This window comes from Cryobacterium sp. TMT2-42-4, from assembly GCF_004402645.1.
In the GTDB taxonomy this organism is placed as follows: Bacteria; Actinomycetota; Actinomycetes; order Actinomycetales; family Microbacteriaceae; genus Cryobacterium; species Cryobacterium sandaracinum.
In genome coordinates this window covers 100,616-122,971 of the sequence record NZ_SOFT01000035.1, presented here as the reverse complement: position 1 = coordinate 122,971, position 22,356 = coordinate 100,616, and the positions used below count along the sequence as shown (strand labels likewise).

Annotated in this window: 21 protein-coding genes; 11 read left to right on the top strand and 10 right to left on the bottom strand. The window is 67.7% G+C overall.

What is annotated here, in order from left to right; genetic code table 11:
- Positions 1 to 15 precede the first annotated feature (15 nt).
- The 7 genes from E3O18_RS12255 to idi are packed head-to-tail and all read right to left on the bottom strand — an operon-like array spanning position 16 to position 5,663.
- Positions 16 to 918, bottom strand: a complete 903-nt coding sequence (locus E3O18_RS12255) for a prenyltransferase (RefSeq protein WP_134418173.1) — start codon at positions 916 to 918, stop codon at positions 16 to 18.
- Positions 911 to 1,219 carry a lycopene cyclase domain-containing protein gene (locus E3O18_RS12250; protein WP_134395467.1) on the bottom strand — a complete coding sequence of 103 codons (309 nt, stop codon included), beginning with the start codon at positions 1,217 to 1,219 and terminating at the stop codon, positions 911 to 913. Before E3O18_RS12250 ends, E3O18_RS12255 begins: the two co-directional genes overlap by 8 nt.
- Complete coding sequence (locus tag E3O18_RS12245) at positions 1,216 to 1,566, bottom strand: lycopene cyclase domain-containing protein (protein WP_134395466.1); 351 nt, start codon at positions 1,564 to 1,566, stop codon at positions 1,216 to 1,218. Before E3O18_RS12245 ends, E3O18_RS12250 begins: the two co-directional genes overlap by 4 nt.
- Before the next feature lie 30 nt (positions 1,567 to 1,596).
- Positions 1,597 to 3,201: a phytoene desaturase family protein gene (crtI, locus tag E3O18_RS12240; protein WP_134395465.1), complete on the bottom strand. Its 1,605-nt coding sequence runs from the start codon at positions 3,199 to 3,201 to the stop codon at positions 1,597 to 1,599.
- Entirely contained in the window at positions 3,198 to 4,091 is an 894-nt protein-coding gene (locus tag E3O18_RS12235) for a squalene/phytoene synthase family protein (RefSeq protein WP_134395464.1), read from the bottom strand. The genes crtI and E3O18_RS12235 overlap by 4 nt, the downstream gene beginning before the upstream one ends.
- Entirely contained in the window at positions 4,088 to 5,131 is a 1,044-nt protein-coding gene (locus E3O18_RS12230) for a polyprenyl synthetase family protein (RefSeq protein ID WP_134395463.1), read from the bottom strand. Before E3O18_RS12230 ends, E3O18_RS12235 begins: the two co-directional genes overlap by 4 nt.
- A complete protein-coding gene (gene idi, locus E3O18_RS12225; protein ID WP_134395462.1) occupies positions 5,124 to 5,663 on the bottom strand; it encodes an isopentenyl-diphosphate Delta-isomerase in 540 nt (179 codons plus the stop codon). Before idi ends, E3O18_RS12230 begins: the two co-directional genes overlap by 8 nt.
- Positions 5,664 to 5,820: 157 nt before the next feature.
- Here idi and E3O18_RS12220 point away from each other — a divergent pair, with 157 nt between their 5' ends.
- Entirely contained in the window at positions 5,821 to 6,348 is a 528-nt protein-coding gene (locus tag E3O18_RS12220; RefSeq protein ID WP_104171284.1) for an adenine phosphoribosyltransferase, read from the top strand.
- Positions 6,349 to 6,506: 158 nt separating this feature from the next.
- Positions 6,507 to 6,953, top strand: coding sequence for an NUDIX hydrolase (locus E3O18_RS12215; RefSeq protein WP_134395461.1), 447 nt, complete (start codon positions 6,507 to 6,509; stop codon positions 6,951 to 6,953).
- Positions 6,954 to 6,963: 10 nt separating this feature from the next.
- Here E3O18_RS12215 and E3O18_RS12210 read toward each other — a convergent pair whose 3' ends face one another.
- Entirely contained in the window at positions 6,964 to 9,465 is a 2,502-nt protein-coding gene (locus E3O18_RS12210) for an ATP-dependent DNA ligase (RefSeq protein ID WP_134395460.1), read from the bottom strand.
- A 68-nt stretch (positions 9,466 to 9,533) separates the two neighbouring features.
- Between E3O18_RS12210 and E3O18_RS12205 the strand changes: the two genes are divergently transcribed.
- From E3O18_RS12205 to E3O18_RS12185, 5 genes are all read left to right on the top strand, one after another.
- Positions 9,534 to 10,397 carry a Ku protein gene (locus tag E3O18_RS12205; RefSeq protein ID WP_134395459.1) on the top strand — a complete coding sequence of 288 codons (864 nt, stop codon included), beginning with the start codon at positions 9,534 to 9,536 and terminating at the stop codon, positions 10,395 to 10,397.
- A 47-nt stretch (positions 10,398 to 10,444) separates the two neighbouring features.
- A complete protein-coding gene (locus E3O18_RS12200; protein WP_255570037.1) occupies positions 10,445 to 11,080 on the top strand; it encodes a CDP-alcohol phosphatidyltransferase family protein in 636 nt (211 codons plus the stop codon).
- A gap of 67 nt (positions 11,081 to 11,147) precedes the next feature.
- On the top strand, positions 11,148 to 11,561 hold the full coding sequence (locus E3O18_RS12195) for an FHA domain-containing protein (RefSeq protein WP_134395511.1): 414 nt from the start codon (positions 11,148 to 11,150) through the stop codon (positions 11,559 to 11,561).
- A complete protein-coding gene (locus tag E3O18_RS12190; RefSeq protein WP_104171280.1) occupies positions 11,561 to 12,259 on the top strand; it encodes a MerR family transcriptional regulator in 699 nt (232 codons plus the stop codon). Before E3O18_RS12195 ends, E3O18_RS12190 begins: the two co-directional genes overlap by 1 nt.
- 115 nt (positions 12,260 to 12,374) lie before the next feature.
- Positions 12,375 to 12,926 carry a MerR family transcriptional regulator gene (locus E3O18_RS12185; protein WP_134395458.1) on the top strand — a complete coding sequence of 184 codons (552 nt, stop codon included), beginning with the start codon at positions 12,375 to 12,377 and terminating at the stop codon, positions 12,924 to 12,926.
- Positions 12,927 to 13,025: 99 nt separating this feature from the next.
- Here the strand turns inward: E3O18_RS12185 and E3O18_RS12180 are convergent, their stop codons facing one another.
- Positions 13,026 to 13,832, bottom strand: coding sequence for a ParA family protein (locus tag E3O18_RS12180; protein ID WP_134395457.1), 807 nt, complete (start codon positions 13,830 to 13,832; stop codon positions 13,026 to 13,028).
- Positions 13,833 to 13,909: 77 nt separating this feature from the next.
- On the opposite strand from E3O18_RS12180, the gene E3O18_RS12175 reads away from it, so the two are divergent.
- From E3O18_RS12175 to def, 3 genes are read left to right on the top strand one after another with little or no spacing between them, the layout of a single operon-like run.
- A complete protein-coding gene (locus E3O18_RS12175; protein WP_134395456.1) occupies positions 13,910 to 17,314 on the top strand; it encodes a pyruvate carboxylase in 3,405 nt (1,134 codons plus the stop codon).
- A gap of 36 nt (positions 17,315 to 17,350) precedes the next feature.
- Positions 17,351 to 18,604, top strand: a complete 1,254-nt coding sequence (locus E3O18_RS12170; protein ID WP_241973260.1) for a MinD/ParA family protein — start codon at positions 17,351 to 17,353, stop codon at positions 18,602 to 18,604.
- 47 nt (positions 18,605 to 18,651) lie between these two features.
- Positions 18,652 to 19,143, top strand: a complete 492-nt coding sequence (gene def, locus E3O18_RS12165) for a peptide deformylase (RefSeq protein ID WP_134395455.1) — start codon at positions 18,652 to 18,654, stop codon at positions 19,141 to 19,143.
- Positions 19,144 to 19,393: 250 nt separating this feature from the next.
- Here the strand turns inward: def and E3O18_RS12160 are convergent, their stop codons facing one another.
- On the bottom strand, positions 19,394 to 21,226 hold the full coding sequence (locus E3O18_RS12160) for an AMP-dependent synthetase/ligase (RefSeq protein ID WP_134395454.1): 1,833 nt from the start codon (positions 21,224 to 21,226) through the stop codon (positions 19,394 to 19,396).
- A 175-nt stretch (positions 21,227 to 21,401) separates the two neighbouring features.
- Between E3O18_RS12160 and E3O18_RS12155 the strand changes: the two genes are divergently transcribed.
- Positions 21,402 to 22,349: an ROK family glucokinase gene (locus E3O18_RS12155; protein WP_134395453.1), complete on the top strand. Its 948-nt coding sequence runs from the start codon at positions 21,402 to 21,404 to the stop codon at positions 22,347 to 22,349.
- Positions 22,350 to 22,356 lie beyond the last annotated feature (7 nt).

Genomic DNA, 22,356 nt, shown 5'->3' with positions numbered 1-22,356 from the left:
CGAACGGCCCGCACCCTAGAAAGGCCCGAGCAGCACCCAGGCGATCAGCAGCATGGTCACCAGGAATCCGGTCAAAAAGTTGAGCCAGAGAAAACGCTTCCAACCGGCGTTCGCGGTCTCAGACCGCTCGTCCGACACCGACCGGAATGGCCAGGCCGCCAGAATGTAGGGCACCGCGAGCACCGAGGCCAGCAGCCCGGGCCAGCCTGTCACAAGCATGAGCAGCCCGGCCAGGGCCCAGAAAGCGATCGCGAGGCGCACGGTCCGCGCGGCGCCGAGCGCGGTCGCGACCGAGGCGATGCCGCCTTCCCGGTCGGGCACGACGTCCTGCACCGCGCCGAACGCGTGGCTGGCCATGCCCCAGAGGAAGAACGCGGCGAGTAGGGCAACCAGGCCGGGCGTCACGACGGCGCCGGCCACCACGAGACCGTAGACGGCGGGGCTGACGAAGTGGGTGCTCGAGGTGATCGAGTCCACGATCGGGCGCTCCTTGAACCGCAGTCCCGGAACGGAGTACGCGGCGACCGCGAACAGGCTCACGGCCAGAATGAACCACGACCACGGATGCTCCGCGCCGGCCAAGACGAGCATCGCCACCAGAATGGGCACAGCCGTCACGATCCCGGAGACGAGCACCGTGCGGTGAAGGACCGGGTCCAGCATGGCTCCCTCGACGCCGCCCTTGCGCGGGTTGCGCAGGTCGGACTCGTAGTCGAAGACGTCGTTGATTCCGTACATCAGCAAGTTGTACGGAATGAGGAAGAACAGGGTACCCACCAGCAGTAGGGCGTCCACCCGGCCGGTCGCCACCACATACGCGGCGGCAAACGGGAACGCCGTGTTGATCCAGCTCAGCGGCCGCGACGAGAGCAGCACCTGCCGGGTCTTCCAGAGCGGCGGGGTGCGGGTTTCAGCCATTCGGTTTTCTTTCCAGCAGGGCCCAGAGGGCGGGCAGCAGGAGTGCTGCCGCAACGGGATAGGCGAAGTCTTCGATCGGGGCCAGGCCGATCCGCACTCCGAAGATGCGGCTGGGATCGTAGTCGACCAGTCCGACCCCGATCATAATGCTGTCGAAAACGGCCGTGAGCACGAGCACGGCGGCCACGGCGATCCCGGCGGCACGGATCCTGTGCCGGGAGAGCCGGCCACGGCGCGCGGCCGCGAGGAATACCGCCGCGGCGAGCAGTAGGAAGACGGTGTTCAGGAGCAGGTAGGTCATCCGTCGCTCCCCTCGTCGACGCCGGTCCGTTCGGCCCGGGCGGCGAGCAGCAGGCGCGCCCCTTGAACGGCGTTCATGGTGAGGTAGCAGAGGAAGGTGAGGAAGAAGAACTCCTCCACGGGCAGCTCCGGGGCCAGCTGCAGACCGGTCATCAGGGTCGTCTCGCCCCGGTAGAAGATGCCCAGTCCGATTCCGAACAGGTCCCAGACGAGGAAGTACACCAGCCCGGCGCCGAGCACGATGGCCGCTCGCACCGGGTCCCGCCAGAAGAACAGCCGGAAGCGACGGTCGAGCAGCACCATCGCCCCCAGGCTGAGAAGCAGGGTCAGCAGATACCCGAACGTCACAGCGTTACCGGATTCACTGTGCTGCCGGAGTCACTGGGCTTCCGGCAGCGGCGCCCGCACGGAGTTCGGCAGCGGTTCCGGCAGCGGTCCCGTGCTCGTGTCCGAGTTGATCCGCTTGAGGAGAATTTCAGCGCTGATCAAGCACATCGGAAGTCCGATGCCCGGGATGGTGGTGCCGCCGGCGTAGAACAGACCGCCGACCTTCGCGGAGGCGTTGGAGCCGCGCAGGAATGCGCTCTGCCGCAGGGTGTGCGCCGGGCCGAGGGCCCCGCCACGCCAGGAGTTGAGATCGTCGGCGAAGTCGCCGGGTCCCACCGTGCGGCGCACCACGATCCGCTCCGCCAGGTCGGGAATTCCGGCCCAGTCGCTGAGCTGTCTGACGGTGTCATCCGCGATCTTCTCGATCGCGGCGGAGCCTTGGCCGTTGATCCCGCCGTGGCCGAGGCCCGGGTCGGCGGGGATCGGCACCAGCAGGAACATGTTCGTGTATCCCTCAGGGGCGACTCCCGGGTCGGTGGCACTGGGCATACAGGCGTAGAAGGAGGCCGGCGAGGGCACGCTGGTCTTCTTGCCGAAGATACGGCCGAAGTTCTCGGCCCAGTCCCTGGTAAAGAACAGGCTGTGATGTTTCAGCTCGGGCAGGTCTCCCTTGATGCCGAGCATCACGAGCACGGCGCCCGGACCGGAGACGCGCTTCTGCCACCAGCGCTCGGGATAAGTCTGCGCGGATGCCGGGAGCAGCTCGGTTTCCGTGTGGTGCAGGTCGGCGGCCGAGACGACCGTGTCGGCCTCGAGGGTGACACTGGTGCCGTCACCCGTGCGATAGCTGACCCCGGCGACGGCGGTCGCGGCGCCCGGGGTGGTGTGGATCGCCGTCACGGTCGCCTCGGTGATCACGGTCACGCCCTGAGCTTTCGCGATGTCGGCGATGCTGTCGATCAGCCGGGTGAACCCACCCTGCGGGTAGAGCACGCCGTCGGCCATGTCGAGGTGGCTCATCAGGTGGTACATCGACGGGGTCTGGTCGGGGGAGGAGCCGAGAAACACGGCCGGGTAGCCGAGGATCTGGCGCAACCGGTGGTCCTTAACATAGCCGGCCACGAACTTGTCCAACGGCTGCAGCAGCAATCGGCCCAACCGACCGAGCCGCTTCAGGACATCCGGAACCAGCAGGGGTGTGAAGGAGGCGAAGCTCGTGTACAGGAACCGTTTGACTGCCATGTCATATGTCTCTTTGGCCGAGACGAGATAGCGGTCGAGGGCCGCGCCCGCACCGGGTTCGAGGCTTTCGAACAGACGGATGTTGTCGGCCCGCTCGGCCGCGATATCCACCGGCTGTGTCGTGCCCTCGAAGAAGACCCGGTAACCCGGGTCGAGGCGGGTCAGGTCGAGCTGTTCCGCGGAGGATGTGCCGAACAGACGGTAGAAGTGGTCGAACACCTGCGGCATCAGGTACCAGGACGGGCCGGTCTCGAACCGGAAGCCGTCGACGTCCCAGAACCCGGCGCGGCCGCCGAGGGTGGCCTGCGCCTCGAGCAGGGTGACCTGGTGGCCGTCCCGGGCCAGCAGCGCGGCGCTGGCCAGTCCGGCGATGCCGCCGCCGATGACAACGGTGCGCCTGGTCGGTGCGCTCATCGCTTCCACGCTCCCGGTCCGAACGACGCGGTGAGTGCAATCATGATTTTCTCCGGATCCGGCACCCGTACCCGGGCGCTCATCAGTGCTCGCGCGGGGGTGACTCGCAGCTTCGCCGACAAGCGGGCGAAGAGGTGGTGTGCAGCGGTGACCGCGCGGCGGCTCCCCACCGGGAGCATGGGCAACACGCGGGCCGCCGCGTCGAGGTCGGCGTCCATGTCGTCGAGGAGTTCGTTCTTCTGTGTTTCGGTCATGGTCAGCAGGTTCACACCGGGAAAGTAGTTGCGGCCGAGGGCGTCCCGATCTGCGGCGAGGTCGCGCAGGAAGTTGACCTTTTGGAAGGCCGCGCCGAGGCTCCGGGCACCGGCCTCGAGAACCTGGAGCTCATCGGTCGTGCGCGGCGTGTCCTGCACGAAGCAGCGCAGACACATCAGCCCGATCACCTCGGCCGAACCGTAGATGTACTCGGCCACTCCGGCCGCGTCGAACGGCGACGGGTCGAGGTCCCGGCGCATCGAGGCGAAGAAGGGTGTGGTCAGGCTGGTGTCGATTCCGGCTTCCCGGGCGGTCGCCGCGAAGGCGTGCACGACCAAATTGGTGCTGAAGCCCGACCCCATCGCCTGGCTGGTCTCCCGTTCGAGCGCGTCCAGCAGGTCGCGCTGGCCGTCCACGTTCACGCCGGCCTGGCTTGCGGCACCGTCCACGATCTCATCGGCGACCCGTACCAGGGCGTAGATGGTGCGCACCTGGCTGCGCACGCGCGGCTCGAGGAGACGGGCCGCGAGGCCGAACGAGGTGGAATAGTGGCCGATGACCGTGGCGGAGCTGGCCCGGGCCGCGGCGTTGTACTTCGCGATGCCAGTATGGTCGGCGGGGCTGTCACGTTTCATCGGCTGCGATTCACGGCCGTGCCTGCCAGGGTGGTGAGCAGCTCGCGCAGGGGCGCCGGTACGGCGGCCGTGTCGAGCGCGGCCACGGCGCGATTGCAGTGGTCGGTGGCCAGCTCATCCGTTGCCTGCAGGGCGCCGCAGTCACGAAGCAGGTCGCGCACGGTGTCCGCTTCCACCTCGGTGAGGTCGGCCTTGCCGATGAAGGGGGCGATCTCTGGCCAGCCGCGGGTGGTGCCCGCGTGGGCGATCAGGGTCGTCTGCTTGCCTTCCCGCAGGTCGGTGAGCACGCTTTTGCCGGTCTTCTCCGGGTTACCGAAGACCCCAAGGACGTCGTCGGTCAGCTGGAAGGCCACGCCGATCAGGCGGCCGTAGGCGCCGAGCACGTCGATCGCCTCGGCCGAGCCGCCGGCCAGAATGGCGCCGGCCTGCAGGGGAGCCTCGAACGAGTAGACCGCCGTCTTCTGCTCCAGGGTGGAGATGACCTGGGCCACCGTGAGCGGATGCTTCGACGCGGCGTTGGTGACGTCCGCCAGTTCCCCGGCAGCGGAGACGAACACCGCTCGATCGAGCAGGTCGAGCAGGCGGCCGCGCAGTTCGAGCTCGACCGGCAGCATCGCGAGGGCGCGGTGGGCCTCGCTCAGCGCCAGATCGCCGGCCAGGATCGCGGCCGTCGCGGCCCACGCCCCGGCCTGGTCGCCGGCTCCGTGGGCGAGGGCGCGCTCGGTGAACTGCCCGGCGATGTTGGCCACGCCGCGGCGGGCGAGGTCGTGGTCGATCACGTCGTCGTGGATAACGAAGGCCGTGTGCAACAGTTCGAAGCTGACCGCGACCGGAGTGGCCAGGGTGAGGTCGGTGCCGCCGAGGCCGGTGAACGCGGCCAGCACCAGTGCGGGGCGCACACGCTTGCCGCCGCTGCTGGCCTGCTCGAGAGAGTCCCAGAGCGCGACATAGTGTTCGCCGTAGTCGCTGGCGCGCAGGCGCGCGGCAGCGAAAAAGCGCTGCAACTCCATCCCTACCCCGAGCGTCTGGATTTCATGCATCGAAACTGGTCAATTCCTGGAGCTGTAGCCCCAACCAGGGGCTGAACGCCCACGGGGCGTCCCGCACCGAGCGCTGCAAGGCGGCCGGCTCCACCCAGGCAAATTCCATGACCTCGTTCGGGTTGGGTACGGGGTCGCCGGTGGTGCGGGCCAGGTAGACGGGGCAGATCTCGTTCTCGACGATGCCGCTGCTGTCGACGGCGCGGTAGCGGAAGTCAGGCAGGGTGACGGTCAGGTTCGCAATCGAGAGTCCGAGCTCGAACAGCGCGCGCCGCTCGATGGCAGCGGGAAATTCCTCGCCCGGGAGCGGATGGCCGCAGAAGGAGTTGGTCCAGACGCCCGGCCAGGTCCTCTTCGACAGGGCGCGTCGGGTGACGAGAACCTCGCCCGCCGGATTGAGCACATGACAGGAGAAAGCGAGGTGGAGCGCGGTGTCCGTGTCGTGCACACTGAGCTTCGGGGCCGTGCCGATTTCGCGGCCGGACTCGTCCAGCAGGACCACGAGTTCTTCGAGCACTTCGACCGGCCGCATTAGCCATCCCTTCGGGTGATTCAGTCACGATACCGGAAAAAATACCTAACCTGATTAGCTAAATTCGAGGCTAGCACGGGGCCCCGTCCGAACGGTCCATTGCGGGGCGTCGGGAGGCCCGCACGGCATCCGTCGGCCGAACGCTTAAACTCGTGGGGTGCCCACCCCCGCTGCAGACCATGTGAACGCCCTTCTCGCCTCGTACCAGGATTTCCCGCAAGTGGGCATCCTCTTCCGCGACCTCAACCCGGTGTTCGCCGACGCCGCCGCTTTTCGAGCGCTGATCGACGAGCTCGCCGGCCGGTTCCAGGGTGAATTCGACGCGGTGGCCGGCATTGAGGCCCGCGGCTTCCTGCTGGCCGCGGCGATCGGCTACGCGGCGGATGTCGCCGTGCTCGTCGTGCGCAAAGGCGGCAAGCTCCCCGGATCGGTGCTGAGCGAGGAGTACGACCTCGAGTACGGCTCGGCCTGCCTCGAGCTCGAGATCGGCCAGCTCGCGCCGGGTGCCCGCGTGCTGGTCGTCGACGACGTGCTGGCCACCGGCGGCACGATCGCCGCGACCGCCCGCCTCATCGAGCGCGCCGGCTACCGCCTGACCGGCGTCGGCGTCGTGCTGGAGCTGACCGAGCTGGTCGGCCGAACGCGCCTCGGCGACGCCCCCGTGCACGCCATCGTCGCCCTCTAGCCCGCCCAGGTATCCAGCCGGCGGGGCTCGCTCGTCGTGGCGCACCCTCTGGAAGCCGGCGCACGTTCTACCGTTCGCCACCATCCATAACCTGTGCCGCGAGTCGAACGCGACTCGACACGGTGCGGATTCACGGGACCGTGGCGCATGCTTGAGCCATGAGCGCAAACGGTGACGGGTGGGTGTACGGGCCCGACGGCCGCAAGTTTTGGGGGCTTTTCGGGGCGGCCGGCCTGCTCGTACACCACGAGGAGCTGGGGGTGCTGCTGCAGCACCGCGCGCTTTGGAGCCACCAGGGTGACACCTGGGGGCTGCCCGGTGGGGCGCGCCACGAACACGAGAGTGCGCTCGAGGCGGCTCTGCGGGAGGCCGGCGAAGAGGCCGGCGTGCCACCGGGCCTGGTCTCCGTGCAGTTCAGCTCCGTGCTCGACCTCGGTTTCTGGTCGTACACGACGGTCGTGGTGCGCGCCACGGAGCGCTTCGAACCCGTGATCAGCGACCAGGAGAGCATCGCGCTGCGCTGGGTACCGACCCACCAGGTCGACGCGCTGCCGCTGCATCCGGGCTTCGCCACCAGCTGGCCGGCACTGCTCGCCCGCCTCTGAACCCGCACCGTCATGAAACCCGCACCACCTCGCCCGGTGACTTATCCGGCCGCCAGCCGCGCCAGACCGGGTGGCGCAGTCGCCCCGTGCCGGTCCATTCGGAGAATTCCACCTCGCCCACCAGCACCGGGCGCACCCACCGCGCATCGCGGGCGCCGGCAGGCGGGATGCCGGTGAAGGGGTTGTCCACCGCAGCGATGGCATCCAGTCGCGCCCGCAGGTCCTCGAGCTCTGCGTCCCGGAACCCGGTGCCGACCCGGCCGATATAGGTCAGCGTGTCTCCGTCCGGAATCCCCAGCAGCAGGGAGCCCACGGTGTCGGCTCGGCGCCCGTTGCCCGGTCGCCACCCGCCGATCACCGCCTCCTGGGTGTGATGGTGCTTGATCTTGATCCACGATCGGGACCGCCGACCGGCCTCGTAGCGCCCATCCCGGGTCTTGGCGACGATCCCCTCGAAGCCGAGCTCGCTGCTGGTCGCCACGGCCTGGGCGGAGTCGCCCGCGAAGACCGGCGGCACCTGCACCGCACCGGACCCGGTGACAATCTCCTCGAGCACGCGGCGCCGGGCCGTGTACGTCAGCTCGAGTAGCGGCTCCCCGTCACGTTCGAGCACGTCGAAAGCCAGAAACCGCACCGGGGTGGATGCCTCGGCCGCCTCGATCTGTCGGCGACCGGTCAGCCCCAGCCGCGTCTGCAGCAGCCCGAAGTTCGGCCGACCGCCCGCGTCCATCGCGACGATCTCCCCGTCGAGCACCGCAAAGTCGGCCGAAACCGCCCCCGGCAACGCGCGCACCAGCTCCGGGTACGCGTGCGTGATGTCGTTGCCGTTCCGGGTGACCAAGCGCACGTCCGCGCCAAGGCCGGCGGCTCCGAGATAGGCGAGCGCACGGATGCCGTCCCACTTCATTTCGTAGGTCCACTCGTCGTCCTCGGAGAGGTCGGCGATGGAACCGGGCGTGGCCAGCATGGGCCCGTACCGTGTGCGGCGTGCGGACCGGCCGCCCGTTTTGGCCGTCGCGCCCACCCCGGTGCCCACGTCCCCGGCCCGCCGGGCCGGCCGTGTCTTGATCAGGTGGATCAGCCAGTTCCGGTCGGCCCCGTCCGTGCCCTTCGTGCGGATCAGGGCGAAGCGCCGCGTGCCACCGAGCCTGCCGCCCGGTTCGCCGTGCAGCACGGCGATCACCTCGTCATCCCGCCACTTCTCCAGCTCGTAGCTGCCGTGGTCCCAGATGCTCATGGTGCCGGCCCCGTATTGGCCGGCCGGGATATCACCCTCGAACGTGGCGTATTCGAGAGGATGGTCCTCGGTGCGCACGGCGAGCCGATTCTTCGCCGGATCGGTCGGCACCCCGCGCGGCAGCGCCCACGACGTCAGCACCCCGTCGTGCTCGAGCCGAAAGTCATAGTGCAGGTTGCGGGCGTGGTGCTCCTGAATGACGAATGACCGACCCGCGGATGCGTAAGGCGCACCCGTCGGCATCGGCTCCGAAGTGCGGGAAGCGTCTCGTTTGCCGAGGTAGACGGCCAGCGCACCGACCCCCGCCCCGGAGCCTTTATCGGCCTCGTCACCGGCACCCCCGGCATCCGTGGTGCCCCGGCCGGAATGTGCCTCGAGCAGCGCGGCCAGCGGGTCCCCGCTACGCTGCACCCGGTGCATCGCCTGCTTGTAGTCGATCTGTGCGAGCCCGGGGGAGGCCAGTTCCCGCCAGGTGCGCGGCATGGCCACCATCGGATGCAGCGTTCCGCGCAACGAATACGGGGTGATGGTCGTCTTGTGGGCGCTGTTCTGGCTCCAGTCCACGAAAACCCGCCCCGGTCGCAGTGCCTTCTTCATATCGCTGACGATGAGGTCCGGATGGTCGGCCTCGAGCGCCCGAGCCAGCTCGTGTGCGACCTGGGAGACCTGGTCCGAGGTGTGCGTGAGGTCCAGCGGTGCGTAGAGGTGGATGCCCTTCGACCCGCTGGTGACCGGCAGGGGGTCCAGGCCCATGTCCCTCAGGATGGCCCGGGCCAGACGGGCGACCTCCGCACACTCGGCGAGGGTGACCCCGTCGCCGGGGTCCAGGTCGATCACCAGCCGGTCCGGGTTGCGTGGGCGTCCACCCCGGCCGAACTGCCACTGCGGAACGTGGATCTCCAGCGCCGAGATCTGGCCGAGCCAGGTCAGCGTCGCGAGGTCGTTGACCAGCGGGTACTCGCTCACGTGGTTCGAATGCTGGATCGGTCGGCGTTTCACCCAGCTCGGCGTCGCCTGGTCCAGGTTCTTCTGGAAGAACACGTGTCCGGGTGCGTCCCGGGTGCCCACACCGTGTACCCACCTCTTCCGGGTCGCCGGGCGATTCGCGGTGTGCGGGATCATCACGTCGGCGATGAACGCGTAGTAGCCGAGAACGTCGGCCTTCGTGGTTCCCGACTCCGCGTAGAGCACCTTGTCGAGATGCGTGAGTGTGATCCGGTGTCCGCCGACGGTGACGACCTGGCGGGAATAGGGGGAGGGCGGCCGCTCGTTCATGGCTCCAGCATGCTCCCGGGGCCACAGGGCGCCTAGCCCTCTCGGCGCACCGGGTGTGTACTGGAGGGATGAGATCGATCTGGAAGGGCGCGATCACCTTCGGGCTGGTCAATGTGCCCGTCAAGGTCTACAGCGCCACCGAGGACCACGACGTCGCCCTGCACCAGGTGCACGACGCCGATGGCGGGCGCATCCGTTACCAGCGACGGTGCGAGCGCTGCGGACGGGTCGTCGACTACGCGCACATCGACAAGGCCTGGGACAGCGGCGACAAGACGGTTGTCATCACCGACGAGGACCTGCGCACGCTGCCGGCCGAGAGAAGCCGCGAGATCGAGGTCGTCGAGTTCGTGCCGAGCGAACAGCTCGACCCGATCATGTTCGAGCGCAGCTATTTTCTCGAACCCTCCGGCTCGCCCAAGGCCTACGTTCTACTGCGGCGTGCGCTCGACGCCACCGACCGCACCGCGATCGTGCGGTTCGCGCTGCGGCAGAAGACCCGACTCGGTGCCCTCCGGGTGCGCGGGGACGTGCTGCTGCTGCAGTCGCTGCTGTGGGGCGACGAGGTGCGGGCCGTTGAATTCCCGGTGCTCCAGGAGTCGGTGCGCATCTCCGCCCAGGAGCTCGAGCTCTCGGCCGCACTGGTCGACTCCTTCGCCGCCGAGTTCTCGCCGCAGGATTTCCGGGACGACTATCAGGACCAGCTCCGCGAACTGCTCGAAGTGAAGCTCGCCGCGGGCGAAGCCGTCGACACCGAGCTCACCGTCGGCCGGGAACCCCGAGAGGGCGAGGAAGGCGGGGGAGAGGTGCTCGACCTGATGGAGGCCCTCCGCCGTAGCGTGGAGCGCAGCCGCGGCCAGGCGAAGCCGGACGCGTCGGATAAATCCGAGAAACGCGCCGACAAGGCGCGAAAACGGGTGTCGGGAAACTGACGAGGCCGCATTCCGGTTCGGCCGCCGCGTCGGTAGACTCGGTGATTGTGACAGGGGCAGAGGGAACCGGCGTCAGCTCGAAGGTGATCACCCTGCCCAATCTGCTCAGCATGCTGCGCCTGGCGCTGGTGCCAGTCTTTCTGGTCGTGCTGGTGCGGGGAGAGGATGCCTGGGCGCTTCTGGTGCTGATGGTCGCCAGCCTCACCGATTTCCTCGACGGCTACCTGGCCCGGAGATTCGGCCAGATCACGCGGCTCGGCCAGCTGCTCGACCCGGCCGCCGACCGGCTGTACATCTTCGCAGCCCTTCTCGGACTGGCCTGGCGCGACCTGGTGCCCTGGTGGATCGTCCTGGTCATCGTAGGACGGGACGTGTTCCTGCTCGGACTCGGCGTCATCCTCGCGAATTTCGGATTCGGGCCTCTGCCCGTCCACCAGCTCGGCAAGGTCGCCACCTTCTGCCTCTTCTACGCCCTGCCGATGATCATGCTGGGAGAGGCCTTCCCCGCGGTGTCCTGGTGGTCGCTCCCGGTGGGCTGGGCCTTTGGCATCTGGGGAGCTTTTCTTTACTGGTGGGCAGGCATAATCTACGCCGTCGAGACCGTCCGGGTGATTCGCATTCCGCGGGCGATTCAGCCCGTTCCATCCGATACGCTGGAGGACCAGGAGGTGTACGGTGATTGATTCCAAAAAGACGAATGAACCCCAGCGCAAGGCCGCGCCCGATAACTATTCCAATACCGACACGACGATGACGTTCGGGCAGGAATTCGCGGCCCAGCTGGCATCGCTCGACGGTGACGTCACGGCCGAAGAACAGGAAGCCATCGCGGCTCTGCCCTCCGGCTCGGCGCTGCTCGTCGTTCGGCGCGGCCCGAACGCCGGCGCTCGTTTCCTGTTGGACGCGGACGTGACCACTGTGGGCCGTCACCCCAATGCGGACATCTTCCTCGACGACGTCACGGTATCCCGTCGGCACGCGGAGTTCCTGCGCCACGAAACCAAGTTCGACGTGAAAGACCTGGTGTCCCTCAACGGCACCTATTTCGACGGGGTCCGCATCGACACCGCGCTGTTGCACGACGGCGCCGAAGTCCAGGTCGGTAAGTTCCGGCTGACGTTCTACGCCTCGCGGCACGACCTCAAGCTTCAGGCGAGCGAGTAGTGCCCGCGTCCGCAGCCCAGGCCAGAGCGCCGGGCGCGACGTCACTGCTCAGCATCGGACAGGTGCTTGCCCGGCTCACGCCGGAATTCCCGGAACTGACTCCGTCCAAACTTCGGTTCCTGGAGGAACAGAGACTGGTTGCGCCGGCGCGTACGGAGTCGGGCTACCGCAAATTCTGTGCCGGTGACCTGGACCGGCTGCGCCTGGTCCTCTCCATGCAGCGCGATCACTACCTCCCGCTCAAGGTCATCCGGGGCTACCTGGCCGACCTCGACGCGGGCCTCTCGCCGACCCTGCCCGGCGGGGTGACGCCGGGACCGTCGATGCTGTCGACCGCCCGCCGGCTGGACCGCGACGAACTGCTGCGCGAAGCAGGGGCCTCCGCGATGCTGCTGCACGACGCCGTTTCCGCATCGATCATCCTGCCGGCCGACTTCTACGGCGACGACGCGCTCAGCGTGCTGCGGGCCCTGGTCGAACTGCAGCGCAGCGGCATCGAGCCCCGCCACCTGCGCGGATTCCGCGGCGCGGCCGAACGCGAGCTCGGCCTGATCGAGAGTGCCCTCGTGCCGCTCTCCCGCCGTAAAGACGCATCGAGCCGGGCTAAGGCCGCCGAAATGGCGGTCGAGATCGCCGGCCAGCTCGAAGTGATCCGCGGCAGTCTGATCCGTTCGGCCCTGGGGCGCTTGACCAAATAGTGGAGCCCGACACGCCAATTTACTCGACCGGATGTCGTTGATCAGGACGGTCCCCCTCGGTAGCGTGGATGCAGCGATCATCCGTATCGCAGACCCACCTCCGAGAGGCCATCGTATGAGCGAGCTGAATCAGCGTGACGATGCCTCGCGCTACGGACTCGGCCTTCTCTTCACCGACGGAATGCCCGAGCTCGACGACAACCTTGGCTACCGTGGCGCCGTGGCGGCCCGTGCCGCCGGAATCAGCTACCGTCAGCTCGACTACTGGGCCCGCACCGACCTGGTCCAGCCCACCGTGCGCGGTGCTGCCGGCTCGGGTTCCCAACGTCTCTACGGCTTCCGGGACATCCTGGTTCTGAAACTGGTCAAGCGACTCCTCGACACCGGCATCTCTCTGCAGCAGATCCGCACCGCGGTGAACCAACTGCGCGAGTCGGGGGTCAGCGACCTCGCCCAGACCACCTTGATGAGCGACGGCGCCAGCGTCTACCTGTGCACCTCCGACGACGAGGTCATCGACCTCGTCAGCCGCGGTCAGGGCGTGTTCGGCATCGCCGTGGGCAAGGTGCTGCGCGAGGTCGAGACGAGCCTGGTCGAACTGGAGACCCTTCCGATCGACCCGTCGGACGAGCTGTCCGTTCGCCGGGGCAGCCGCAAGGTCTCCTAGCGGAACGTTTTCACGCAGTCGACACGACCGGCAAACACTGTGCGGCTGCCCATCCGGTGAACGTTGTCCGGCTAACGCTCCCTGGCTGGTGTTCCCTGGCTAGTGCTGTTCCGCGTACTCGCCGATGCGGGCCGTGCGCAGCACGCGTTCGAGCAACTGATCGAAGTAGCGCGCCATCTCCTGGGCGCTGTCGCCGGGCCAGGTGTGCAGCGGCTTCGCGGCGCCCTGCGCCTGCTGTAGCGAGGTGCGTTCCGGCAGTTGCGGGCTGAGTACGAGTGGGCCGAACATGTCGCGGAGTTCCTTGATCCGGAACTGGTGCTCGAGAGACGCCACGCGGGCACGGTTGACGATGATACCGAGCGGCTGCAGCCGGGGGCTGAGTCCGCGGCGGATCTCTTCGATCGCGCGCAGCGCCCGGTCGGCCGCGGCGACGGAGAATAGGCCGGGTTCGGTGACCACGGCAACGCGGTCGCTGGCCGCCCACGCGGTGCGGGTAAGGGCGTTCAGCGACGGAGCACAGTCGATCAGTACCAGGTCGTAGTCCTTTTCGACCGTGGAGAGTGCCTCTTCGAGCTTCCAGATGTCGCGGATGCTCGGGTGCGGCCCGTCGAAATTGATGGCCGACGGGCTGCCGATCATCACGTCGACGGTGCCGGGGCGGCCGCGCGTCCAGCCGCTGGGAACGATGGCGGCACGAACGACCTTCTCCTTGGGCGAGGCGAGCACATCGGCGATGTTGAGGTGGCCGGTGACCTCGATGTCCATTCCGGTTGACACATCCGACTGCGGGTCGATGTCCACCACCAGGGTTCGCACGCCGCGGGCGAAGGCAGCAGACGCCAGACCCAGGGTCACCGTGGTCTTGCCTACTCCTCCCTTGAGGGAGCTAACGCTTAGTACGTGCACAAGTAGACACGTTACCTTCACTAGTCTTGGAGAACCTAACCGTCAGCTGTGCGCGACGTCACGCTTGAAAGGTCTGCATGTTCACGAAAATTCTTGTTGCCAACCGCGGGGAAATCGCGATCCGGGCTTTTCGGGCGGCTTATGAGCTGGGTGCCAAAACCGTGGCGGTGTTCCCCTTCGAGGACCGCAACTCGCTGCACCGTCTGAAGGCCGACGAGGCGTACCAGATCGGCGAACCGGGACACCCGGTGCGCGCCTATCTCACGGTGAGCGAGATCATCCGAGTGGCCAGGGAGAGCGGCGCCGACGCCATCTACCCCGGTTACGGTTTCCTTTCGGAAAACCCCGAGCTGGCCCTGGCGGCCCGCCGGGCGGGCATCACCTTCATCGGCCCGGGCGAGCACGTGCTCGAGATGGCCGGCAACAAGGTCACCGCGAAGGAGCACGCCATCGCGGCGGGCGTTCCGGTGCTGGGGTCCAGCGCGCCCTCACGCGACGTCGACGAGCTGATCGCCGCGGCCGACGATATCGGCTTCCCGATCTTCGCCAAGGCCGTCGCCGGCGGCGGCGGCCGCGGCATGCGCCGGGTGGCTCAGCTGAGCGATCTCCGCGGCTCCCTTGAGGAAGCCATGCGAGAGGCCAACAGCGCGTTCGGCGACCCGACCATGTTCCTCGAGCAGGCCGTGCTGCGGCCGCGTCACATCGAGGTGCAGATCCTGGCCGATGCGTCCGGCGAGACCGTGCACCTGTTCGAACGCGACTGCTCCGTGCAGCGCCGCCATCAGAAGGTCATTGAGATCGCCCCGGCGCCGAACCTCTCCGACGAGATCCGCCAGCGTCTGTACGCCGATGCGGTCGCCTTCGCCCGCTCGATCGGCTACGTGAACGCGGGCACGGTCGAGTTCCTGCTTGACACGGTCGGCGAACGCGCCGGCGAGCACGTGTTCATCGAGATGAATCCGCGCATCCAGGTCGAGCACACCGTGACCGAAGAGGTGACGGATGTCGACCTCGTGCAGTCCCAGATCCGCATCGCCGCGGGCCAGACGCTCCGCGAGCTCGAACTCACGCAGGACAAGATCGTGTTGCGGGGGGCGGCCCTGCAGTGCCGGATCACCACCGAGGACCCGACCATGGGATTCCGCCCGGACACCGGCAAGATCACCACTTATCGCTCGCCCGGCGGCGCCGGCATCCGGCTCGACGGCGGCACGATCAACCCCGGTGCCCAGATCAGCCCGCACTTCGACTCGATGCTCGCCAAGCTCACCTGCCGGGGCCGGGACTTCCCGTCCGCCGTGACCCGGTCCAAGCGCGCCCTGGCCGAGTTCCGTATCCGTGGCGTGTCCACGAACATCTCGTTCCTGCAGGCCGTGCTCGACGACCCCGACTTCGCGTCCGGCAACCTGAGCACCTCCTTCATCGACGAGCGCCCCGAGCTGCTGCGCGGCCGCGCCTCCAAGGACCGCGGCACGAAGATCCTGAATTGGCTCGCCGACGTGACCGTCAACAAGCCCAACGGGGTGCCGCTGACCCTGCTGAACCCGGCCGAGAAGCTGCCGAAGCTCGACCTGTCCGAACCTGCTCCGGCCGGCTCTCGCCAACGGCTCCAGCTGCTCGGCCCGGCCGGCTTCGCCGCGGACCTGCGCGCCCAGACCGCCCTGGCCGTGACGGACACCACCTTCCGCGACGCCCACCAATCACTGTTGGCAACCCGGGTGCGCACCCGCGACCTCGTCGCCGTGGCCCCGTATGTGGCCCGGATGACCCCGGAGTTGCTGTCGATCGAGGCCTGGGGCGGCGCCACCTATGACGTGGCGCTGCGCTTCCTCGGCGAAGACCCTTGGGAACGACTGGCGTCGCTGCGAGAGGCCCTGCCGAACATCAACGTGCAGATGCTGCTTCGCGGCCGCAACACGGTCGGCTACACCCCGTACCCGACCGAGGTGACCGATGCGTTCGTGCGCGAGGCCGCCAAGACAGGCGTCGACATCTTCCGCATCTTCGACGCACTCAACGACGTCTCGCAGATGCGCCCAGCCATCGACGCCGTGCTGGCGACGGGCTCCTCCATCGCCGAGGTCGCACTCTGTTACACGGGCGATTTACTCGACCCGGCCGAGAAGCTTTACACCCTGGACTATTACCTCCGGCTCGCGGAACAGATCGTGGAGTCCGGCGCGCACATCCTCGCGATCAAGGACATGGCCGGCCTGCTGCGCCCCGCCGCGGCCGAGAAGCTCGTCTCCGCCCTCCGGTCACGCTTCGACCTCCCGGTGCACGTGCACACGCACGACACTCCGGGCGGCCAGCTCGCCACGCTGCTCGCGGCCAGCCGCGCCGGCGCCGACGCGGTCGACGTGGCCAGCGCTCCGATGGCCGGCACCACCAGCCAGCCGTCGGCGTCGTCCCTCGTCGCCGCGCTCGCCCACACCGAACGCGACACCGGCATTTCCCTACAGGCCGTCTGCGACCTCGAGCCGTATTGGGAAGATGTACGCCGGGTCTACCATCCCTTCGAATCCGGTCTGCGCGCGCCCACCGGCCGGGTCTACAAGCACGAGATCCCCGGCGGCCAGCTGTCCAACCTGCGCACGCAAGCGGTCGCGCTCGGCCTCGCCGACGACTTCGAACTGATCGAGGACATGTACGCCGCGGCCAACGACATCCTCGGCCGGGTGCCGAAGGTGACGCCGTCCTCCAAGGTGGTCGGCGACCTCGCCCTCTACCTCGCCGCCGTGCGTGCCGACCCGGCCGACTTCGCCGAGAACCCGGGCAATTACGACGTGCCCGACTCCGTGATCGGATTCATGGCGGGGGAGCTGGGCGACCTGCCCGGCGGCTGGCCCGAGCCCTTCCGCAGCAAGGTTCTCGCCGGGCGCAACGTCCGCGTCGGAATCACCGAGCTCACCCAGGAGGAACGCGCGGCCTTGAGCAGCGACGGCCTCACCTGCCGAATGATGCTGAACCAGCTGCTCTTCCCGGCGCCCACGCGCCAATTCGAGCAGATCCGGGAACTCTTCGGGGACCTGTCCGTGCTCGACACGGTGGACTATCTCAACGGTCTCCAGCAGGGCATCGAGCACGCGGTGGAGATCGACAAGGGCGTGCGCCTCTACGTCGGGCTCGAGGCCATCGGCGAGGCCGATGACAAGGGCATGCGCACCGTCATGACCACGCTGAACGGTCAGCTCCGACCCGTGTTCGTGCGGGACCGCAACATCACGGTCAGCACCAAGGTCGCCGAAAAAGCGGATGCCAACCGGCCGGGCCAGATCGCCGCGCCGTTCTCCGGGGTGGTCACCCTCCAGGTCGAGGAGGGCGACACCGTCGAGGCCGGGCAGGCCGTCGCCTCGATCGAGGCCATGAAGATGGAGGCCGCGATCACCTCGCCCATCGCGGGAAACATCGAACGGGTGGCCGTGCCGCGAACCCAGCAGGTCGACGCGGGCGATCTGCTGGTGGTGGTGCGTCCACGCTAGGCTTGGTGCGATCTATCGACGAAGGGACTGATCTTTTTGTCAGATAAGCGCACAGGCGCCGAGGCGTCCGGTCCGGACGCCTCCATCGAGCCTCTCGCCGAGCCGGGAGACGAGTACCACAGCGAACTACTGCCGCACACGATCGTGAACCTGGCGGCGGCCCTGCCGGAGAACCTGAAACGCCCGGCTACGCACACGATCGAGGTCAGCACCCCGGCCGTGGCGCGCGCCGATCGGTTGTCCACAGCCGTCACGGGGGCGGTCCGCGCCCTCTCCGGCCCGGCCGCGAGCGACGCCGTTCCGCACACCCGCCGGGAGAGTCTGCGCCCCGCCGGCGGATCGGCGCCCGAGTCCGCCGCCATGCTCACGCCCGACCGGCTGCTTGCCGTCAACCGTCGCACCAAACCGCCGCCCCGAGGAGCCTGGAACAGTTTCGTCTACTCGGCGACCCTGCATCTGGTAAACCTCGGCGACTCGGCCACGGTGCGCGCTTCCAAACAACTCGACGAGCGCATCCGCAAGGATTTCGAGGGCGGCACCCGCTTCGTGCCGATCCTCACCCGCAAGGGCGGGGTCGGCAAGACGACCGTCACCGCACTGATCGGCATGGCCCTGGCCGATGCCCGCGAAGACCGCATCATCGCCGTCGACGCGAACCCCGACCGGGGCACCCTCTCTGAGCGGGTCACGAAACAGACCCGGTCCACCGTGCGTGACGTGGTCACGAAGGCCGCGTCGATCGGCGGCTATACCGATTTCTCGTCGCTGGTCTCCCGCGACGCGACCCGGCTCGACATCCTCGCATCCGATACCGACCCGCTCCTCTCCGAGGCCTTCGACGAGAACGACTACAACGTCGTCGCCGACCTGGCGGCGCGGTACTACTCGATCATGCTCACGGACTGCGGCACCGGAATCGTGCACTCCGTCATGCGTGCCACGCTGCAGCGGGCCGATTCGATCGTCATCGTCTCCGGGGGCAGCATCGACGAGGCCCGTCTGGCGTCCGAAACGTTGACCTGGTTGGAAGCCAACGGCTACGGCGACCTGGTTCGCAACGCGGTCGTCGCTCTCAACACGGCGACACAGGGCACGAATCTGGTGAAGCTGGAAGAGATCGAATCGCATTTCCGCTCCCGGGTGCGGGAGATCGTGCGCATCCCCTGGGACCCGCAGCTCGCCGCGGGCAGCGTCATATCCTTCGACGATCTGAAGCCCATCACCCGGCTCGCGGCCCGCACCCTCGCGGCCGTCGTCGTGGAGGGTCTGCCGGCCGACCGCGGCGTCTAAACCGATCCGGTACCCCGTACCCCCGCATCCATGACTTGGAGTCACCTTTGCCCGAGCGCCAGATCCGTCTCTTCGGAGATCCCGTCCTCAAAACCGTCTCCGACCCGATCGGCACGATCGACGCCCGGGTGCGGAGCCTGATCGAGGACCTGGTCGACAGCGTGCGACTGCCCGGCCGGGCCGGCGTCGCGGCCTCCCAGATCGGCGTGAATCTGCGCGCATTCAGCTTCAACGTCGATGGCGAGATCGGGTACATCCTGAACCCGGTCCTCGTGGAGGTCTCGGGGGAGCCCGAGCTCGTCGACGAGGGCTGCCTGTCGGTGCCGGGCCTCTGGTATCCCACGAAGCGGTACCCGTTCGCCCGGGTGACCGGCATGGACCTCGACGGCACGGCGGTCGAACTCTCCGGAACCGGGATCATGGCCCAGGCCCTGCAGCACGAGACCGACCACCTCGACGGTTTGCTCTACCTGGACCGCCTCGATAAGGAGAACCGGCGGGCCGCCATGAAAGAGGTCCGCGAGTCGAGCTGGTTCTGACCCCAGTCGTTCGGGTACGAGGCTTTCAAAGGTCTCCGCCCCACACGAATTTGACGAAGTTTTGCTGGAAACGCCCCCCAACGTGCAGAAAAGGCAGTTCTGCGGCAGAATCTCCGTCGAATTGGTTCGACGCCGGGCACGGTGCCGGGGATCCCTGAGCTGCTGGTCCCGACCCAGGCGGCCGGACGACGCGAAACAGGTCCCGTCGCCACTTTGACGACGGGACCTGTTTCGATTGTCGCGGGGACTGCTAGCTGCTGATCGGGTTCGTCCCGGTCACCGGGGCGCCCAGGTACATAGCCTCGATCTGATCCGCGTAGTCGCGCAGGATGATGTCCCGTTTGATGCTCAGCTTCGGGGTCAGGTACCCGGCGGCTTCGGTAAGCTCGGTCGTCAGCACCGTGAATTTGCGGATCGACTCCGCCCGCGACACGTGGTCGTTGGCGTGGTCGATGGCGCGCTGCACCTCGGCGAGAACCTTCGCGTTGACGGATGCCTCGGCCAGCGTCATCCCCGCGTCCTCGCCGTTGTTGTTCAACCAGACCGCGAGCATGTCGGGGTCGAGCGTGACCAGGGCGGCGATGAACGGCTTGCGATCGCCGACGACGACCACCTGGCCGATCAGCGGGTTGGACCGGATCGGGTCTTCCAGCGCAGCCGGAGCGACGTTCTTGCCGCCGGCCGTGACGATGATCTCCTTCTTGCGCCCGGTGATGGTGAGGAAGCCGTCGCCGTCCATGGCGCCGATGTCACCGGTGCGGAGCCATCCGTCGTGGAAGGCGGCCGCGGTGGCCACGGGATTCTTCCAGTACTCCTTAAAGACGTTGACGCCTTTGACCTCGATTTCGCCGTCGTCCAGGACGCGCACCGAGACGCCGGGAAGCGGCGGGCCTACGGTGCCGATCTTGAACTTGGTGGCCAGACCCACGGTGGTCGGCGCGGTCGTCTCGGTGAGGCCGTAGCCCTCCAGGATCTTGATGCCGAGGCTGTGGTAGAAGTGACCCAGGTGCATGCCGAGTGGAGCCGAACCGGAGACGGCGTACTTCACGTTGCCACCCATGGCCGCGCGCAGCTTGCTGTACACCAGACGGTCGAAGAGCGTGAACTTGAGCTTGAGCATCAGCGGAACGCTCTTGCCCTGATCGACCAGCACCGAGTGGTCGACGGCAACCTGGGCGGCCGTCTCGAAGATCTTGCCTCGGCCCGCGGTCAGCGCCTTCTGCTCGGCGGAGTTGTAGACCTTCTCGAACACCCGCGGCACGGCGAGCAGGAAAGTGGGTTTGAAGGTGCCGAGCGATTCGAGCAGCTTCCGGGTATCGGGCTGGTGTCCGACGCGCACACCGGCGTGCACGCAGAGAACCGAGATGAACCGGGCGAAAACGTGCGCGGTGGTGATGAACAGCAGCGTGGAAGCGCCGTTCGCGTCGGTGAGCACCTCTTTCAGCGCCACCGCCGAGTTGCGCGACGTCTCGACGAAGTTGGAGTGGGTGAGCACGCAGCCCTTGGGACGGCCGGTGGAACCCGAGGTGTAGATCAGGGTGGCGATGTCCGAACCCACGGCGAGCGAGCGACGCCGCTCGATTTCGGCATCCGGCACGTCGACCCCGGAGGCCGCGAGCTTGTCGAGGTCACCGAGGTCGATCTGCCAGACCTTCTGCACGCTGCCGAGCTCGGGGTGCACCTCGTCAAAGCGGGAAAAGTGCTCGGCGGTCTCGACGATCACCGCCGCGGCGTCGGAGTCGCCCAGGATCCACTGGATCTGGATCGGGGAGCTGGTCTCGTAAACGGGGACCAGCACGGCACCGGCGAACCAGGTGGCGAAGTCGATCAGCGTCCACTCATACCGGGTCTTGCACATCAAGCCGATTTTGTCTCCGGGCTGGATTCCTGCCGCGACGAGCCCCTTGGCCAGGGCGACGACCTGGGCATGAAACTCCGTGGTGGTGACGGGGGACCAGGCTCCGTTTCTCGGCAGTGAGAACAACACGGAGCCGGGCGTCGCCGTGAGGCGTTCGACCAGGAGATCGGTGACATTGGCTTGTGGGTCTGCGGGAACGATGGCGGGCAGATCGTACTGTTTCACGGTAACTCCTCTGGTACCGGGCGGGCGATTTGCCCCACTCTATCCACGTCACTTCGTGGAAGCAGCCGTTTCGCCTGGCCGTGTCTTGATTCACTACACTCTAGGGGGACGCACCGGCTTCGTTGTCTCGCCTCGCAGAGCGCCCCATTTTATCCATCGACGAAAGAAGTCCGCTGTGCACGCCATTGGTATCGACATCGGCGGCACCAAAATCGCCGCGGCCCTGGTCGACGAATCCGGAACGATCATCCGCTCGGATCGACGCCCGACCACCGCGAGCGATCCTCGCGGGATCGAAGACGCCGTCGTCGACATGATCACGGAGCTCTCGAAGGGCGAGGTGGTCGTCGCCGCCGGGATCGCCGCGGCCGGCTTCATCGACGCCGCCCAGTCCACCGTTTACTACGGGCCCAACGTCAACTGGCGCCACGAGCCGCTTCGGGCCACTCTCGAGGCGCGGCTCGACCTGCCCATCCTGATCGAGAACGACGCGAACGCCGCGGGCTGGGCGGAATTCACCTTCGGCGCCGGCCGGGGCTACACCGACATGGTCACCCTCACCATCGGCACCGGCGTGGGCGGAGCTATCGTCGCCGACAACCGTCTCTTCCGCGGTGGCTTCGGCTGTGCCGCCGAGCTCGGGCATCTGCGCGTGGTGCCCGGCGGTCGCCTCTGCGGCTGCGGCGCCCACGGCTGCATCGAACAGTACGGTTCGGGTCGCGCCCTGCTTCGAATTGCCACCGAGCTGGCGGATGCCGGCGGAATCGGCCTCGGCCTCGCGGCCGCCCGTGAGCGCAAGGGCAAGCTGACCGGCAAAGAGGTCGGCCGGCTGATCCAGGACGGTGACAACGGCGCTCTGGCCGCCCTGCGGCAGGTGGGCGGCTCGCTCGGGCAGGCCTGCGCAAGTCTGGCGGCCGTGCTCGACCCGCAGATCTTCGTCTTCGGCGGGGGCGTCGCCGCTGCCGGTGAACTGTTGCTCGAGCCCATCCGGGCCGCGTACCTCGAAAATCTGCCGGCCAGGGGCTTCCACCCGGAGGCCGAATTCGCCATCGCGCAGCTCGTCAACGACGCCGGTGTCGTCGGTGCCGCCGACCTGGCGCGGAAACACGTTTTCGCGCAGTAGGCTTTCC

What these genes read in the sequence shown, in the direction of transcription:
- E3O18_RS12255 (WP_134418173.1), bottom strand. Translation starts at nt 918, where the DNA reads ATGGCTGAAACCCGCACCCCGCCGCTCTGGAAGACCCGGCAGGTGCTG.
- E3O18_RS12250 (WP_134395467.1), bottom strand. Translation starts at nt 1,219, where the DNA reads ATGACCTACCTGCTCCTGAACACCGTCTTCCTACTGCTCGCCGCGGCG.
- crtI (WP_134395465.1), bottom strand. Translation starts at nt 3,201, where the DNA reads ATGAGCGCACCGACCAGGCGCACCGTTGTCATCGGCGGCGGCATCGCC.
- E3O18_RS12235 (WP_134395464.1), bottom strand. Translation starts at nt 4,091, where the DNA reads ATGAAACGTGACAGCCCCGCCGACCATACTGGCATCGCGAAGTACAAC.
- E3O18_RS12230 (WP_134395463.1), bottom strand. Translation starts at nt 5,131, where the DNA reads ATGCATGAAATCCAGACGCTCGGGGTAGGGATGGAGTTGCAGCGCTTT.
- idi (WP_134395462.1), bottom strand. Translation starts at nt 5,663, where the DNA reads ATGCGGCCGGTCGAAGTGCTCGAAGAACTCGTGGTCCTGCTGGACGAG.
- E3O18_RS12215 (WP_134395461.1), top strand. Translation starts at nt 6,507, where the DNA reads ATGAGCGCAAACGGTGACGGGTGGGTGTACGGGCCCGACGGCCGCAAG.
- E3O18_RS12210 (WP_134395460.1), bottom strand. Translation starts at nt 9,465, where the DNA reads ATGAACGAGCGGCCGCCCTCCCCCTATTCCCGCCAGGTCGTCACCGTC.
- E3O18_RS12205 (WP_134395459.1), top strand. Translation starts at nt 9,534, where the DNA reads ATGAGATCGATCTGGAAGGGCGCGATCACCTTCGGGCTGGTCAATGTG.
- E3O18_RS12195 (WP_134395511.1), top strand. Translation starts at nt 11,148, where the DNA reads ATGACGTTCGGGCAGGAATTCGCGGCCCAGCTGGCATCGCTCGACGGT.
- E3O18_RS12185 (WP_134395458.1), top strand. Translation starts at nt 12,375, where the DNA reads ATGAGCGAGCTGAATCAGCGTGACGATGCCTCGCGCTACGGACTCGGC.
- E3O18_RS12175 (WP_134395456.1), top strand. Translation starts at nt 13,910, where the DNA reads ATGTTCACGAAAATTCTTGTTGCCAACCGCGGGGAAATCGCGATCCGG.